This window comes from Roseovarius litoreus (assembly GCF_900142765.1).
GTDB lineage: Bacteria > Pseudomonadota > Alphaproteobacteria > Rhodobacterales > Rhodobacteraceae > Roseovarius > Roseovarius litoreus.
Window position 1 is genome coordinate 47932 of sequence record NZ_FRCB01000009.1, and the last position, 16064, is coordinate 63995.

General features: G+C 66.1%; 11 protein-coding genes. 7 read left to right on the forward strand and 4 right to left on the reverse strand.

Features of this window, described 5'->3' with window-relative positions:
• Window positions 1-121 precede the first annotated feature (121 nt).
• Window positions 122-2659 carry a hypothetical protein gene (locus F3H35_RS15490; protein WP_449619072.1) on the forward strand — a complete coding sequence of 846 codons (2538 nt, stop codon included), beginning with the start codon at window positions 122-124 and terminating at the stop codon, window positions 2657-2659.
• Window positions 2660-2735: 76 nt separating this feature from the next.
• Here the strand turns inward: F3H35_RS15490 and F3H35_RS15495 are convergent, their stop codons facing one another.
• Both F3H35_RS15495 and deoC read right to left on the reverse strand, forming a co-directional pair.
• The gene (locus F3H35_RS15495) at window positions 2736-5084 is read right to left on the reverse strand and encodes an aldehyde dehydrogenase family protein (RefSeq protein ID WP_149780451.1); all 2349 of its coding nucleotides are present in this window, start codon (window positions 5082-5084) and stop codon (window positions 2736-2738) included.
• A gap of 36 nt (window positions 5085-5120) precedes the next feature.
• A complete protein-coding gene (gene deoC / locus F3H35_RS15500) occupies window positions 5121-6110 on the reverse strand; it encodes a deoxyribose-phosphate aldolase (RefSeq protein WP_149780452.1) in 990 nt (329 codons plus the stop codon).
• Between the two features lie 158 nt (window positions 6111-6268).
• Here deoC and F3H35_RS15505 point away from each other — a divergent pair, with 158 nt between their 5' ends.
• From F3H35_RS15505 to F3H35_RS15520, 4 genes are all read left to right on the forward strand, one after another.
• The gene (locus F3H35_RS15505) at window positions 6269-7246 is read left to right on the forward strand and encodes a metal ABC transporter solute-binding protein, Zn/Mn family (protein WP_149780562.1); all 978 of its coding nucleotides are present in this window, start codon (window positions 6269-6271) and stop codon (window positions 7244-7246) included.
• Between the two features lie 3 nt (window positions 7247-7249).
• Window positions 7250-8047 carry a metal ABC transporter ATP-binding protein gene (locus F3H35_RS15510; RefSeq protein WP_149780453.1) on the forward strand — a complete coding sequence of 266 codons (798 nt, stop codon included), beginning with the start codon at window positions 7250-7252 and terminating at the stop codon, window positions 8045-8047.
• A gap of 112 nt (window positions 8048-8159) precedes the next feature.
• Entirely contained in the window at window positions 8160-9359 is a 1200-nt protein-coding gene (locus tag F3H35_RS15515) for a metal ABC transporter permease (protein WP_149780454.1), read from the forward strand.
• Complete coding sequence (locus F3H35_RS15520; protein WP_149780455.1) at window positions 9356-10285, forward strand: metal ABC transporter permease; 930 nt, start codon at window positions 9356-9358, stop codon at window positions 10283-10285. Before F3H35_RS15515 ends, F3H35_RS15520 begins: the two co-directional genes overlap by 4 nt.
• Window positions 10286-10386: 101 nt before the next feature.
• Here F3H35_RS15520 and F3H35_RS15525 read toward each other — a convergent pair whose 3' ends face one another.
• Window positions 10387-11115: a 2-dehydro-3-deoxygalactonokinase gene (locus F3H35_RS15525; protein WP_149780456.1), complete on the reverse strand. Its 729-nt coding sequence runs from the start codon at window positions 11113-11115 to the stop codon at window positions 10387-10389.
• A 9-nt stretch (window positions 11116-11124) separates the two neighbouring features.
• Window positions 11125-11541 carry a TIGR01244 family sulfur transferase gene (locus F3H35_RS15530; RefSeq protein WP_149780457.1) on the reverse strand — a complete coding sequence of 139 codons (417 nt, stop codon included), beginning with the start codon at window positions 11539-11541 and terminating at the stop codon, window positions 11125-11127.
• Window positions 11542-11668: 127 nt separating this feature from the next.
• Between F3H35_RS15530 and F3H35_RS15535 the strand changes: the two genes are divergently transcribed.
• Together F3H35_RS15535 and F3H35_RS15540 are read left to right on the forward strand one after the other, a co-directional pair.
• Window positions 11669-15265: a hydantoinase B/oxoprolinase family protein gene (locus F3H35_RS15535; protein ID WP_149780458.1), complete on the forward strand. Its 3597-nt coding sequence runs from the start codon at window positions 11669-11671 to the stop codon at window positions 15263-15265.
• A 492-nt stretch (window positions 15266-15757) separates the two neighbouring features.
• Window positions 15758-16045 carry a sll1863 family stress response protein gene (locus tag F3H35_RS15540; protein ID WP_149780459.1) on the forward strand — a complete coding sequence of 96 codons (288 nt, stop codon included), beginning with the start codon at window positions 15758-15760 and terminating at the stop codon, window positions 16043-16045.
• Window positions 16046-16064: the final 19 nt, after the last annotated feature.

The window sequence follows — 16064 nt, forward strand, 5'->3', positions numbered from 1 at the left end:
AAGGAAACGGATCACATTCTCACCATGAAATGATACGGTAAACTTCTAAGAATCGGGCCTCTTTGGTCTTGGGAAGGATGGTAAACACGAATGTCGCAGGCAAAGCAAAGCGAGCATTCTTATGGTTAGCGGAAGCAAGATATTAACAGTTTCGTATGGCACCTTCTCGTGCACCCTCGAGGGATTCGATGATTCCTTCGAGACGATGAAGGCCATAGCAGAGTATTTCCGCGATCTCGCGGCAGATGATCGGTATTTCGGGGCGGAACCTCCGACGCCGGATGCCGAGATGCTCGCGAGGATCGCCGAGCGTGAGATTTCACGCCGGGTCGACGCCTATCAGAGCGACGGCAGCATCGTGCTGCGCGCCTCGGATGCTGCGGCGCTGACCGGGTTTTCCGGGGTCCGTGCGGCGCCGAAGCCCGCGGCACCCGAACCAGCACCCGAACCAGCGCCAGAGATGACAGCGCCCGCCGCCCCTGATCCGCAGGTGCAGGCCGAGGAAAGCCCGGCCCCGGAGGCGCAAGTCGCTGAAAAGGCGGCGGACCATGCGCCCGAGCCGGTTGCTGCTACTGAACCTGAGGCCGCTGTGGCTGAGGCTCCGGTGGAAGAGCCTACGGTGGCTGAGACGCCAGCCAAGCCCGAAGAGGCCGAGGCGCCCGAAGCGCCCGCAGATGCGGTGCCGCCTGTCGAGACCGAGGAACCCGCCCGGGACGAGACAGCCGAGACCGCAGCCGCCAGCGCGCTCGAGGATAGCGCAGAGGAGGTCGCCCTTGCCGAGGGTGAGGCGACTGCCGAGGGTGACGAGATTGCCGAGGAGGCAGAGCTTTCGGACCGCGCCCCCGACGCCCTTGAAGAGCCTGAAACCGAGGCACAAAAGGCGGAAGCGCCCGAACCGCAGGCGCTGCCGGAAGCGGATATCGTCGCTCCCGCGCCGCAACAGGCCAGTGACGAAGGGGACGAGGGCGACAGCATCGCCGCCAAGCTGCGCCGCATCCGCTCGGTCGTTCTGCAATCCGAACGCACGGATACGGGCGATGAATATACCGAGGATCAGCACGCCGAGGTTACCTCTGATCCGCAGGCGTTCCTTGACTCGGCAACCGCCGATCTCAACGCGGCATTGGCCGAGGATGATCTGACCGAAACCGCCGCCGCGTCTGTGGCTGTGGATGTGCCGCAGGATGATCTGGACTCGATCCTTGCCCGCTTCCGCATGGAAGAGGCCGCAGCGGATGAGGCCGAGGCAGAAGAGGCTATCGAAGAAGCTGCCGAGGAAGATACCGCCGAAGAATATGCTGAGGCAGAAGAGCCTGAGGCAGAAGTGGCCGAGGCAGAGGAGCCTGCCGAAGACCACCCGGAACATGCTGAAATCATTGACGAAACGCTTGATGACGATGAGCAGCCCGAGGCCGAGTCCGCTGCTGCCCCTCTCGTTCTGTCGGAGGATAAGCTTGCGCAGCTGATGGAGGATGCGGCTTCCGCGTCCGACACCCCGCTGGAGCCGAGTGTCGCGGCGCGGCCGGTCATGGCCGAAGCGCCGCCTGATGGGGACGCGGCCAAGCCGGCCGCCGTGCGGGCGCGCGTCGTCAAGATCAAGCGCAGCAAGTATGAGGCCGCGATCGTCGATGGCTATATCGAGGAAGTCGAGTCCGACACGGACGAGCCCGACACCGGCGAACTCGACACCGACGAGGCCAATGCCAATGTCTTCAACGAGGACATCAACGACTCGACCCTCAGCCCCGAACAAGAGGCCGAGCTTCAGCGTGAACTGGCCGAGGTCGAAGCCGAGATGCGCCAGGGCGAGCGTTCGGATGACATCGACGACGCAGACGATGACCTGTCTTGGTTCACCGATGATACCGTCTACGAGATCACGGAACCCGCCACCGAGACGGCGACCGACAGCGAGGCCGATACTGACGCCGACGCAGAGCAGGCCGCTGCGGCACCGGAAATCAAAGGGCGCGACAAGCTTGCCGCCGGGGGCCCGCAGAACGATGTCAGCCGCATGTTCCAGGAGGCCGACAATCAGCGCGACGAGCCTGAATCGAACCGCCGCCGCAGCGTGATCCAGCATCTTCGCGCTGCCGTCGCTGCCACGCGCGCCGACAAAAAGGCCGGGATCGAGTCTGATCCGGGCCAGGATCAGTCGCCCTATCGGTCGGATCTGGCCGATGTCGTGCGTCCGCGCCGTCCCAACCTCGAGGGAGAGCGTGCGCGCACCCGCTCATCGCGCCCCGAGGAAACCCGCCCCGCGCCGCTCAAGCTGGTGGCCGAACAGCGGGTCGATGTGGAAACCCCGCGCGAAGCGATCATGCCGCGCCGGGTGTCGTCCAGCGACCTGCAGGCGGGGCAGATCGGGGATACCGGCTTTGCCGATTTCGTCGAACAGTCCGGCGCGTCCTCATTGCCCGAACTTCTGGAGGCGGCGGCGGCCTATCTATCGGATGTCGAAGGGCGCCCGCAATTCTCGCGCCCGATGCTGATGGGCAAGCTGCGCGAAGTGACCGGTAGCGACTTCTCGCGCGAGGACGGGTTGCGCAGTTTCGGCAAGCTGTTGCGCGACGGCAAGCTGCAAAAGCTCAAAGGCGGGCGGTTCGCGGTCACGGATGACACCGAATTCCGCACGCAAGAGGCTCGCAACGCAGGCTGACTGCCAACCCTGCGAACCCTGGGGGGCGCCCGGTCGGGATCATATCCGGCCGGGCGCTTTGCGTTTCGCACAGGTGTCAGGCGCCGTAAGGCAGCCAGACCGTCTTGATCCGCGTCGCCTGCTCCAGAAAGTCGGGCGCCTCGCCCTGTGGGCCGAGCCAGTCGCGCGCCTTGGCGTTGTTCACCCATGTCCGCTTGAGGCTGGCGGCGCTGTCGGTTTCGATCCGCCCCGACAGATCGGTCGAGGAAAAGCACCACAGCGCATCCAGATCGGCATGCAGCGCCAATGTCGGCGCCAGATCGGCATGACAGCCGGTCAAGACGTTCACCACACCGGGCGGTATGTCCGAGGTTTCAAGAAGCTGGACCACATCCAGCGCCGCCAGCGGAAACGCCTCGGACGCGACAAGCACCGCGCGGTTGCCCATCGCAAGGATCGGCCCCAACACAGACACCAGCCCCAGAAGCGGCGCCTCATCCGGGCAGATCGCGCCGATCACGCCCACCGGTTCGCGTAGCGCGAGCGTCATGCTCGGCTGTGGCACATCCAGAGCGCGTCCTGCGGACTTGTCCGCGCGCGCGGCCCATGTGAACAGCCGCGAAATCGCGGTCTCCACCTCGGCCATGCCTTGGTCTTCACCGGCCAAGTCATTGATCAGGTTGGCAAAATAAAAGGTCCGGGCCGAAAGGTTCTCGGCCATGAAGTACAGGATTTGTGCCCGGCTGTGCCCGCTGCTGCGGGACCATCCCGAAGCGCCCCGCGCCGCCTCGACCGCGTTGCGGATGTCCTTGCGCCCGGCGACCGGCGCATGACCCAGAAGCCTGCCCGTGCGATCATGCACCGCCCGGCTATAGCCGCCATCGGGCCGCACCTGCTTGCCCCCGATATAAAGCTTTCCGGTGCGGTCGATCAGCGGCTCCGCCGCTGTCGGCGCGTCTCCTGTGTCTTCGAATGGCTCGACCGGGCGCAAGGGCGCCCCAGAAACATTCGGTTGCGTATAGTCCCGAAGTCCCTCCCATCCGCCATCCCGGCCAAAGCCGCTTTCCCGCATGCCGCCAAAGGGTGCGGCGGCGTCGAACATATTGGCGCCATTCACCCAGACCACCCCCGCTTCGAGCCGCCGCGCCACCTCGAGCGCCCGCCCGATGCCTTCCGACCAGACCGACGCCGCCAGCCCGTAACGGGTGTTGTTGGCCATCTGCACAGCCTCATCCACCGTGCGGAACGTGGCCGAGACCAGAACCGGCCCAAAGATCTCTTCCTGCATCAAGGGGTCCGACGGGGCGAGGCCCGTGATCAGAGTGGGCGCGTGATAACACCCCTCCGGCACCGCGCCGGCGCTGAACGCCTCGCCGCGTGACCCGGCGATCATGCCGGCCACCCGGTCGCGTTGAACAGGGTGCACCATGGCGCCGATATCGGTGTTCTTGTCCATTGGATCGCCGACGCGCAGCTTTTCCATACGCTTGCGTATTTTATCATGCAGCCGATCTGCGATGCTCTCCTGCACCAGAAGGCGCGAGCCGGCACAGCAGACTTCGCCCTGATTGAACCAGATCGCATCCACCAGCCCTTCGACCGTCGAATCGAGATCGGCATCGTCGAACACCAGATAGGCGGACTTGCCCCCCAGCTCGAGCGTGAGGGCCTTGCCACTGCCCGCCGTCACTTCGCGGATGCGGCGGCCCGTGGCGGTCGATCCGGTAAAGGCGATCTTGTCGATGCCGGGATGCGCGGTCATCATCTCGCCCACCTCCGCGCCGCCGGTCACGATATTGACGACACCGGGCGGAAGCCCCGCCTGCTGGCAGATATCGGCGAAGAGAAGCGCTGTCAGCGAGGTCCATTCGGCGGGTTTCAGCACCACCGTGTTGCCTGCCGCAAGCGCCGGCGCCACCTTCCAGGCCAGCATGAGCAAAGGGAAATTCCAAGGGATGATCTGCCCGCAGACCCCGATTGGCGCGCGGTCCGGCATGTCCGATGCCATCAGCTGCGCCAGCCCCGCATGGTGATAGAAATGCCGCTGCGCCAGCGGGATATCGACGTCGCGCGCCTCGCGGATCGGCTTGCCATTGTCCAGCGTCTCGAGCACCGCGAAAAGCCGGGCGTGTTTCTGCAAGAGCCGCGCCAGTGCATAAAGATGCCGCGCCCGCCCATGCCCACCAAGCGCGGCCCAACCCGGCAAGGCGTGCCGCGCGGCCGCCACCGCCGCATCCACATCCTGTGCGGTGGCCACGGTCAGCGTGGCCAGAACCTCGCCTGTCGCGGGGTTCATGGACTCAAGCCCGTTGCCCGGTTCGGTAAAGCTGCCGTCGATGAACAAACCAAAGCGGTCGCCCTTGTCCACCAGCCAGGCCAGCGCCTCGGCAGCACTCTCGGGGGCGTTTGCATACGGCATCGTCTGGTATAGCTCTCTGACTGTCATGCGTGTCGTTCTCCCGGCCTTGCGCGGCGCTTTCCTCTAGGCCAGCCCATGCCGCCAGCCTGCCGAATAGGCGCCTGTCACATGATGCTCGAGCTGGCGCTCGATATCCCCCAACAGGGACGAGGCGCCAAAGCGGAACAGATCCGGCTCGAGCCACCGGTCGCCAAGCTCCTCCTTGACCATCACCAGCCAGTTGAGCGCATCCTTGGCCTTGGAAATGCCGCCCGCCGGTTTCATGCCCACCCATTGACCGGTGCGCTCGTGATAGTCCCGGATGCAGCGCAACATCACCAGCCCCACGGGCAGGGTGGCATTGACCGGCTCCTTGCCGGTGGACGTCTTGATGAAATCGGCCCCCGCCATCATCGCCACCAGCGAGGCGCGCGCGACCTGACCCAAATCGCCAAGCTCTCCGGTGGCAAGGATCCCTTTCATATGCGCCGGCCCACAGGCCTCGCGGAACCGGCGCAGCTCGTCATGCAGCGCGCCCCAATCGCCCTCCAGCACATGCCGGCGCGAAATGACGATGTCGATCTCCTGCGCCCCTGCGGCGACGCTCTGCTCGATTTCGGCCAGTCGCAGGTGCAACGGCGACAGCCCCGCCGGAAACCCGGTCGAGACCGCCGCGACCGGGATGCCCGAGCCTTCCAGCGCCTCCAGCGCCGGGCCGATCATCTCGTGATAGACACAGACCGCGCCCACCTGCAGCCGCTCCATGCCGATGGCCTGCAGCAGATCGGCGCGCACCGGCTGGCGGGCCTTGGCACATAGCCTGCGCACCCTTGCGGCGGTGTCATCCCCCGACAGCGTGGTCAGGTCCATGCAGGCCACCGCCTTGCACAGCCACGCGGCCTGATGCGCGCCCTTGACGCTGCGCCTTGTCGGCAGGGTGGCGGCTCGGCGCGCGACCGCAGCATTGTTGATCCGCACCGACCGCACCCAGCCCAGGTCCAGCGCGCAGCCCTCGTTTCGCGGCCCGATGGGTTTGGGCGCGAGACTGGCGTGATCCTGTCCGAGGGTCTTCATGGCTGATCCGGGAAAAACATGGCGACGCCGCCAGCGTTACACGGCGCCACGGGCTTGGCAAGCGGGCCTGATCGCGGTTCTGCAAATGAGAATAATTCTCAAGTGCATTGACAGACCCACACCCCCACCTCATATTCCCCTCCATGATCGCTAGGAGCATGACCGCCATGACGACCATGACACGCCGCCGGATGATCGGGGCTTCCGCCACGGCTCTGGCTTTTGCAGCACTGCCGGGACACGCCCGGACCGCACCGCTTTCCGTTGTCGCCACCACCGGCATGATCGCCGATGCCGCCCGCAACGTGGGCGGCGATCTGGTGACCGTGCAGGCCCTGATGGGGCCGGGCGTCGACCCCCATGCCTATCGCCAGACCCGCAGCGACATCGTGGCGCTCACCCGCGCCGATGCGGTGCTCTGGCATGGTCTCTATCTCGAAGCACAGCTCGAAGAGCTGCTGGTCGATCTGTCTTCTCGCGGCAAGGTCACCGCGGTGGGCGAAACCGTGCCTCAGGAGCTGCTGATCGCGCATGAGGACTATCAGGGCAAGTTCGACCCGCATGTCTGGATGGTGCCCGAGCTTTGGGCGCATGTGGTGACGGGTGTGCGCGACGCGCTGAGTGCCGCGGCCCCCGATCATGCCGCCGCCTTCGACGCGAACGCTCAGGACCATCTGGATCAGATCACCCGCCTCGGCAGCTATGCGCGCGAGGTGCTGATGACGGTGCCCGAACCCTCCCGCGTGCTGTTGAGCGCCCATGACGCGTTCGGCTATTTCGGCCGCGCCTATGGGTTCGAGGTGATCGGCATTCAGGGCATCTCGACCGAATCCGAGGCCGGCCTGAACCGCATCGGCACGCTTGTCGATCTGCTGGTCACCCGCGATATCCGTGCGGTCTTCGTCGAAACCTCTGTCTCCGACCGCAACATGCGCGCCCTGATCGAAGGGGCCGCCGCGCGCGGTCACGAGGTCGCCATCGGCGGCGAGCTGTTCTCGGACGCGATGGGACCGCCCGACACCTATGAAGGCACCTATATGGGCATGATCGACCACAACGCCACCACCATCGCCTCCGCGCTCGGCGGCACGGCCCCCGCCCGTGGCATGGACGGCAGACTGAGCGCGGGGCTCTAGGCAATGCAGCTTGAACTCGCCCGCCTCGACGGTCAGGCGCCGGGCGCCGCCACCGCGCCACAGGACAGCCCCCTGGCGATTCGCGGGCTGACCGTCTCCTATGGCGAAAAACCGGCGGTCTTCTCGGTCGATGCCACGTTCCGGCCCGGCTCGATGACGGCGATCATCGGCCCCAACGGCGCGGGCAAATCCACGCTCCTGAAATCCGCCCTCGGGATCGTGACGCCGCTTTCGGGTCAGGTGACCTCTTGGGGCCGCCCCCTGAACAGCCAGCGCCACCGCATCGCCTATGTGCCGCAACGCGCCAGCGTCGACTGGGATTTTCCCACCCGTGTGCTCGATGTGGTGCTGATGGGTCTCTACCGTGATCTGGGGCTTCTCGGCCGGGTCCGTACGCGGCATCTGGAAAAGGCCATGTCGTGCCTCTCGCGTGTCGGCATGGAAGGGTTTGCCGACCGCCAGATCGGCCAGCTTTCGGGTGGTCAGCAACAGCGGGTCTTCCTCGCCCGCGCCCTGGCCCAGGGCGCCGATCTCTACCTTCTCGACGAACCGCTCGCCGGTGTCGACGCGGCCACCGAGAAAGCCATCATCGCGGTTCTCAAGGAACTGCGTGCCTCCGGCTGCACGGTGATCGCCGTGCATCACGACCTGGCCACAGTGACCGACTATTTCGATCACGTGTTCCTCATCAACACCACCGCCATCGCTGCCGGCCCCGTGGCCGAGGCCTTCACCGCCGCCAACCTGCACCGCGCCTATGGCGGGCGGCTGGCGCAGACACCAGTCGGAACCGTCGCATGACCGGCGCAACCATCCCAAACCACGGCATTTGCCGTTTCTTCTGGCCGCAAATATCCCGGGGAGCGCGAGGGGCTGGCCCCTCGCTTCTCCGCCGCTCACCCCGACGCACGGAATGCTGATCGACGCTCTGACCCTGCAACTGGGCTACAATGCCAGCCTCGTGGCCATCGGCGCGGGCCTGCTCGGCATTGCCGCCGGCGCCACCGGCACGTTTCTGTTTCTCGGCAAGCGCGCCCTCGTGAGCGATGCGGTCAGCCATGCGACCCTGCCCGGCGTGGGGCTTGCCTTCATCCTCATGGTGGCCCTTGGCGGGGACGGGCGCAATCTGCCGGGGCTTCTCGCAGGCTCGGCCCTGTCGGCGGGCCTCGGGCTGTTATGCGTGAGCTGGCTCACCCGGCGCACCCGTCTCAGCGCGGACGCGGCCATCGGGGCGGTGCTGTCGGTGTTCTTCGGGGCGGGCGTGGTGCTGCTCACCGTGATCCAGACGATGAGCGGCGGGCGGCAGGCGGGGCTGGATTCCTTCCTGCTGGGCTCGACCGCGGGGATGCTACGCTCTGACGCGCTGATCATCGCCCTCGGCGGTGCGCTGGTGCTGGCCGCGGTGCTGGTGCTGCGCCGGCCCATGGCCCTTGTGGCCTTCGACGCCGAGTTCGCAGCGGCACAGGGCATGAATGTCAAACGGATCGATCTTGCGATGATGGGGCTTGCCATGGCGATCACCGTGGTGGGTCTCAAGATGGTCGGGCTCATCCTGATCGTGGCGCTGCTCATCATCCCGCCGGTGGCCGCGCGCTTCTGGTCCGAGAGGGTGGACCACGTGGTGCTGCTGGCCGGTGCGTTCGGCGGTCTGTCGGGCTATGTCGGTGCGGCGATCTCGGCCACGGCGCCTGCCCTGCCCACGGGTCCGATCATCGTGATCGTGGCCTTCGGGCTTTTTGCGCTCTCGCTGCTGGCCGCCCCCGGCCGGGGCGTTCTGGCCGCTTTGCTGCGCCATCGCCGCTTCCAGACGCGGGTGCATCTGCGCCAGGGGCTTCTGGCGCTGGCGCAGGGCCAGCCGATCTATGAACCCCTGACACTGCGCCTGATGCGGCGCGCGGGCTATGTCCGCGCCGATGGTGTCGCGACCGAGGCGGGGCGCGCAAAGGCCACCCGCGCCGCACTCGACGAGCGCCGCTGGCAGATGCTGCGCGGCGATCCCCGGCACGAGGCCGCCGCCGCCCGCTATGACGGGCTGACCCCGTTGGAACGAGTCCTCACCGCGGACCAGATCACCGAACTGGATCGTGGCCTTGGCCCCGAGGCGGCGCGCTGATGGGTGCGGAATTCGTCTCGCTCTCGCTGACGCCGATGCTGATCGGCATCTGTGCGGCCATTGCCTGCGCCCTGCCGGGCAATTTCCTGCTGCTGCGTGGGCAGGCCCTGATCGGCGATGCGATCAGCCATGTGGTCCTTCCGGGGATCGTGCTGGCCTTTCTGGTGACCGGCACGGTGGCGGCCTGGCCGATGATGCTGGGCGCGGGTGCCGCGGCCCTTGTCGCGGTGCTGCTGATCGAGGCGATCCGCCGCCTTGGCCGGATCGAGCCGGGTGCGGCGATGGGTGTCGTGTTCACCGCGATGTTCGCCGGTGGCGTGCTGCTTCTCGAGCAAAGCGATACGTCCCAGGTGCATCTCGATGTGCAGCACGCGCTTTACGGCAATCTGGAAAGCCTGATCTGGCTGGATGCGACCGGCTGGTCCTCGCTCACCGATCCCGAGGCGCTGCGCGCCCTGCCGCCGGAATTGCCACGGATCGTGCTGACGCTGGGCTTCGTCATTCTGTTCACCGCCATACTGTGGCGACCGCTGAAACTGTCGACCTTCGACGAGGGTTTCGCCCGCACGCTTGGCCTTCCGGTCCGGGCCTTGAGCCTCGGGCTGGTGATCGTCGCGGCCATCGCGGCGGTGGCGGCATTCGATGCGGTGGGATCGATCATCGTGATCGCGATGTTCATCTGTCCGCCCGCCGCCGCCCGGCTGATGACCGACCGGCTGGAAGCGCAGATCGGCTGGAGCGTGCTTTTCGCGGCCATGTCGGCGGTGCTGGGCTATGTGCTGGCAGGCTACGGCCCGCTTTGGCTCGGCGGGCAGCACGCCATCAGCGCGGCGGGCATGATCGCCACGCTGTCGGGTGTCATCCTCGGGCTGGCGGCGCTCTTCGGGCCGCATCGCCACCGTTCGGGCGCCCCGGCGGACGGCTGAGGCCGCGCGCGGCAGGTCGGCATTCCGCGCGCCTTTGGCAAGTGGCGGAGCGAGGGGCCAGCCCCTCGCGCTCCCCGGGATATTTTGGGCCAGAAGAAACGTCAGGCATCAAGGCCAAATGCCCCGGCCAGCGCCGCCAGCCCGTGCGCGACAAGCTCGGAGGGGGCATGGATCGTCGCGGGGACGCTTTCCGCGTCCAATGCGGCGGCGTGGCCGGTGGGATCATCCGGTGACGTCAGCACCGCCACCTGCTGACCCAGCCAATAGGGCCGTGCGGCAGCCAATTCCGCGCCAAGAAGATGCCCGGTCAGGGCATCGCGGCGGTTCGAGACCTGAGCGGCACGCAAATGGGCGGCCAGCCGTTCGGGCCGGCTGAGGCTGTCTTCGAGAGCGTCGCGCGCGGGCGGCACAGTGCCGCCAAGCGCCGAGACAAGCTGCTGTGTCAGGAAGCTTTGCGCGCTGATGGCCTCACCCGCGCTCAGATGCAGCCAATGGCTGATATCGCCGTCGATGGCGCAGATCACCCCGTCCCAGTCGCGATGCAGGCGCAGGAACCCGGCGATCCAAAGCCGCACCTGCGCACCGATGACATCCGCAGGACTATCCTGCACGAAGCCCGGCAGGCCATGGCCGCCCTGCGGCAGGATGGCGGCGGGCAGGCTGTCGGGCGGGCCGTCGCCGATATGGAGGATGCGGCCCGCGTCGAACGCCAGATGCGCGAGGGCCGCGGCCTCGTCGATGCCCTTGGCATGGCGCAGGTGGCGCGCGCCCTCCATCGCATGTGCGGTGACCCCGGCGCTGTCGCGGCAGATGGCGATCCAGGCGGTCATCGCAAGTGCTCAGCGCCGTTCGAGCTGCCGGACGAGACCCGCCATGTCATAGCCCGCAGCACGGGTGGCTTCCACGATCCGCGCGCCGCCCAACTCGTCGAATTTCGTCAGGCTCCAGAGCATCGTGCAGCGTGTGCCCGAGCGGCAATAGGCCAGGATCGGTCCCGGCATCTCGTCGAGAGCCGCGCGGAAGGCCTCGGCGGCGTCGGGTGTGACCATGCCCGATACGATCGGCACCCAGCGCATCTCGAGCCCGGCGGCCCGTGCCGCCTCGGCCACCTCGTCCTGCAGGGGCTGGCCGTAATCCTCGTGATCCGGGCGGTTGCACAGGATCGAACGAAAGCCGGCGGCCTTGATCTCGGGGATGTCTTCGGGCGCGATCTGCGGGCTGACCGCGAAGTCTTCGGTGATGCTGCGTATATCCATCGCGCGTCCTCTCTGGCTGGCGGTTCCATATGCGCCCAGATCGCACGAAATTTCAATGCTCCCGCGTCATTGACATTTACAGGGCTTGCGCCAAACCATGTTATGTCAATGACTTAAGGGAACGGTCATGAAAGACGCCTGGGAATTCTGGATCGATCGGGGCGGCACGTTCACCGATATCGTGGCGCTTGATCCACAGGGTCGCGTCCGAACGCACAAGCTCCTGTCGGAGAATCCCGATCGCTACCGCGATGCCGCCGTACAGGGGATGCGCGAGATCATGGGCGTCAAGGGGCCGTTTCCCAAGGGCGCCATCCGCGCGGTGAAGATGGGCACCACCGTGGCCACCAACGCCTTGCTCGAGCGCAAGGGGGAACGGGTCCTGCTGCTCATCACGAGGGGGTTCCGCGACCTTCTGAAGATCGGCTATCAGGCGCGGCCGCGGCTGTTCGACCTGCAGATCACCCGGCCCGATCTTCTGTATGAAGAGGTGGTCGAGATGGACGAGAGGCTGGATGCCGACGGCGCGGTGGTGCGGCCGCTTGATCTTGATGAGCTGCGCATCGCGCTGCACGCCGCATATGACAAGGGCATCCGCGCCGTGGCCATCGCCGGGCTGCACGCCTATCTCAACCCCGAGCATGAACGCCGCGCAGCCGATCTGGCCGCCGAGATCGGCTTCACCCAGATCACCGCCAGCCATCAGGTCAACCGGCTGGCCAAGCTGGTGGGGCGGGGCGATACGGCGGTGGTCGATGCCTATCTCTCGCCGATCCTGCGCCGCTATGTCGATCAGGTCGAGGACGCCCTCGATCTGGGTCGGGCCTGCGAGGCGCTCTTGTTCATGCAATCCTCGGGAGGGCTGACCGATGCGCGGCTCTTTCAGGGCAAGGATGCGATTCTCAGCGGTCCGGCAGGGGGCATCGTGGGCATGGTGCGCACGGGGCAGGCGGCGGGGCATGAGCGGCTGATCGGCTTCGACATGGGCGGCACCAGCACCGATGTCAGCCATTATGCCGGCGATTACGAGCGCAGCTTCGACACCGAGGTGGCGGGCGTGCGGATGCGCGCGCCGATGATGGATATTCACACTGTCGCGGCGGGTGGCGGCAGCATCTGCACATTCGAGGATGGCCGCTTTCAGGTTGGTCCCGAAAGTGCCGGCGCCGATCCCGGACCGGCCTGTTACCGGCGCGGCGGGCCTTTGACGGTGACCGATTGCAACGTCATGCTGGGCAAGCTGACACCGGCGCATTTTCCCGCCGTGTTCGGCCCGGATGGTGACGCGCCGCTCGATCTGGATGCGGTGCGCCGGCGCTTTGCCGAGCTGGCCGAAACCGTCACGTCAGAGACGGGCGAGGCGCCGCGCAGCCCCGAGGACATGGCCGAAGGCTTCCTGCGCATCGCCGTCGACAACATGGCCAACGCCATCAAGAAGATAAGCGTGCAGCGCGGCCATGACGTCACCGGCTATACGCTGCAATGTTTCGGCGGTGCGGGCGGGCAGCATGCCTGTCTCGTGGCCGATGCGCTGGGCATGCGCAAGGTGCTGATCCACCCCCATGCCGGGGTGCTGTCGGCCTATGGCATGGGCATGGCCGAGATCCGCGCCATGCGCGAGACCCAGATGGATGCCCCCCTGAGCCAGATCGACCGCGCCCGTGATCTTGCCGCCACCCTGGCGCGTCGCGCCCGTGGCGAGGTCGAGGCGCAGGGCGTCACCGATATCGACACCGAAATCCGCGCATATCTGCGCTATGACGGCTCGCATCAGGCGCTCGAGGTGCCTTTTGCCGATCGCTCCACCATGCAGGCCGCCTTCGAGGCGGCGCATCGCCGCCGCTTCGGCTTTCACAGCCCCGAACGCGCCATTTTCTTCGACATGCTCAGCGTCGAGGCCATCGGTCGCACCGGCCATGCGCCGATCGCCGATCGCCCGTCGGGCGAAGGCCGGCCCGAGGCCCATGTGCCGGTGCATCTTGACGGTGCGCGCCGCGATGTGCCGCTGTATCACCGCGACGCGCTCGATCCTTCCGCCACCATCACCGGCCCTGCGATCATCACCGAACCCACCGGCACCAACATGGTCGAACCCGGCTGGTCGGCGCGCATCGACCATATGGGCAATCTTCTGCTGGAACGCAGCGGGGCCATGTCCCGCGCGCAGGCCGCGGGCACCCGGGCCGATCCCGTGCTGCTCGAAGTGTTCAACAATCTCTTCATGTCGGTCGCCGATCAGATGGGCGCCACCCTGGCCAATACCTCGTGGTCGGTGAATATCCGCGAGCGGCTGGATTTTTCCTGTGCGATCTTCGATGCGGCGGGCGATCTGGTGGCCAATGCGCCGCATGTGCCGGTGCATCTGGGTTCCATGTCCGACAGCATCAAGACGGTGATGCGCCGCAATCCCGATCTGCGGCCCGGCGATGCCTTCATGCTCAATTCGCCCTATCATGGCGGCACGCATCTGCCGGATGTCACCGTGGTGACACCAGTTTTCGTCGATGGGTCGCCCGCCTTCTGGCTTGGCTCGCGCGGGCACCATGCCGATATCGGCGGGCGCACCCCCGGCAGTGCTCCGCCCGACAGCACCCGGATCGAGGAAGAAGGCGTTCTGATCGACAATTTCAAGCTGGTCGATCAGGGCCGCCTTCGCGAACTCGAGGCCGAGGCGATTTTGTCCTCGGGGCGCTGGCCCTGCCGCAACATCGCGCAGAACATGGCCGATCTCAAAGCCCAGATCGCCGCCAATGAAACCGGGCGGCAGGCCTTGCTCAAGGTGGTCGAGACCTACGGTCTGGACGTGGTGCAGGCCTATATGGGCCATGTGCAGGACAATGCCGAAGAAAGCGTGCGCCGGGTGATCGACCGCCTGCGCGATTGCAGCTTCAGCTATCCGATGGATCACGGCGCAAGGATCGAGGTGGCGATCACCGTCGATCACGCCGCCCGCGCCGCGCGGATCGATTTCACCGGCACCAGCCCGCAGCATTCGGGCAATTACAACGCGCCCAAATCCATCGCGCGGGCGGTCGTGCTCTATGTGTTCCGCACGCTCGTGGGGGCCGATATTCCGCTCAACGAAGGCTGCCTCAAGCCTTTGGAGATCGTGGTGCCCGAAGGGTCCATGCTGAACCCCGCCTATCCCGCCGCCGTGATTGCCGGCAACACCGAGGTCAGTCAGGCCACCTGCAATGCGCTTTATGGGGCGCTTGGCGTGATGGCCGCGTCTCAGGCGACGATGAACAATTTCATCTGGGGCAATGACATGTTCCAGAATTACGAGACGATTGCCGGCGGCACCGGGGCGGGGCCGGGCTTTGACGGGTGCGATGCGGTGCAAAGCCACATGACCAACACCCGCATGACCGATCCTGAAATCCTCGAAAAACGCTTTCCCGTCCGCCTTGAAGAGTTCGGCATCCGCACAGGCTCGGGTGGGGCAGGGCAATGGCGCGGCGGCGACGGGGTGCTGCGGCGTCTGCGCTTTCTGGCGCCGGTCACGGTCACGACGCTGTGCTCTCACCGGAAGGTGCCGCCCTTCGGCGGCGACGGTGGCGCGCCGGGGGCGACGGGGCGCAACTGGGTCGAATGGCCTGACGGCACCACCCGCGAGATGCAGGGCAATGACGAGATCGATCTGCCCGCCGGGGCCGCCTTCTGCATGGCCACTCCGGGGGGTGGCGGCTGGGGTGTGCCGCCTGACCCGGATCAATTGTCCTGATCAATGTGAACGGACCAGTTCAGATCGCCGTGATCTCGCCTCATGGTGGAAGGACTGACTCGTTTCGGCCGCTCTCTTCAGGAGATTTTCCCGTCATACGCCGCCTAAAAGGAAGAATGCACAGACGGGCTATGATACCGTCTGCAGTAGCCGTTATATCGCATGTTGGTCCTAACGGAGAGGATCTTAACGAGTCTCCGGACCTTTGGTCCGGTTGGTTTCCTACCCTGTGACCTCTCTGGGCTGGCTGGCGTCTTGATCCCCTCGATCGCCATAAGGCCAATCGAGGATCAACGTCGCGGCGCGCGAGTATGTGCGGGTCGCGATGAGGTATGGTGGTGTAATGCGAGATTGTAACGAGTGAATGGCCGGCGCATCGCGTCGGCCCTTTTCTGCGTGGTTTCCCGCTTGCATTGACCACGCCCATTGATGCCCGGCGCTCTCCTTCTTACGTCAATTGCACATTGATTGACGAAATAAAGGAGCGATCCCATGGACGAGAAACAAGCATATCAGCAGAAACTCGACGCCAAGCTCGACGAATGGAAAGCGGAAATAGACAAGTTGCGCGCCAAGGCCGAAGGGGCCAGCGCCGACGCCAAGCTGCGATATCACGACCAGATCGACGATCTGAAGAAACGCCGCGACGAGATGGAAAAGGAGCTGGAGAAGATCCAGAACGCCAACGCGGCCGCGTGGAACGATCTCAAGGCCGGCGCCGACAAGGCGTGGGAGGCGATGTCCGACGCTATGAAGGACGCCTGGCGCCGCTTCGGCTGAGGGCGCGCCGGGCAACCCG

Coding starts and splice junctions, on each gene's coding strand:
- F3H35_RS15510 (WP_149780453.1), top strand. CDS start 7,250: ATGCAGCTTGAACTCGCCCGCCTCGACGGTCAGGCGCCGGGCGCCGCC.
- F3H35_RS15535 (WP_149780458.1), top strand. CDS start 11,669: ATGAAAGACGCCTGGGAATTCTGGATCGATCGGGGCGGCACGTTCACC.
- F3H35_RS15515 (WP_149780454.1), top strand. CDS start 8,160: ATGCTGATCGACGCTCTGACCCTGCAACTGGGCTACAATGCCAGCCTC.
- F3H35_RS15525 (WP_149780456.1), bottom strand. CDS start 11,115: ATGACCGCCTGGATCGCCATCTGCCGCGACAGCGCCGGGGTCACCGCA.
- F3H35_RS15490 (WP_449619072.1), top strand. CDS start 122: ATGGTTAGCGGAAGCAAGATATTAACAGTTTCGTATGGCACCTTCTCG.
- F3H35_RS15495 (WP_149780451.1), bottom strand. CDS start 5,084: ATGACAGTCAGAGAGCTATACCAGACGATGCCGTATGCAAACGCCCCC.
- F3H35_RS15505 (WP_149780562.1), top strand. CDS start 6,269: ATGACCGCCATGACGACCATGACACGCCGCCGGATGATCGGGGCTTCC.
- F3H35_RS15540 (WP_149780459.1), top strand. CDS start 15,758: ATGGACGAGAAACAAGCATATCAGCAGAAACTCGACGCCAAGCTCGAC.
- deoC (WP_149780452.1), bottom strand. CDS start 6,110: ATGAAGACCCTCGGACAGGATCACGCCAGTCTCGCGCCCAAACCCATC.
- F3H35_RS15530 (WP_149780457.1), bottom strand. CDS start 11,541: ATGGATATACGCAGCATCACCGAAGACTTCGCGGTCAGCCCGCAGATC.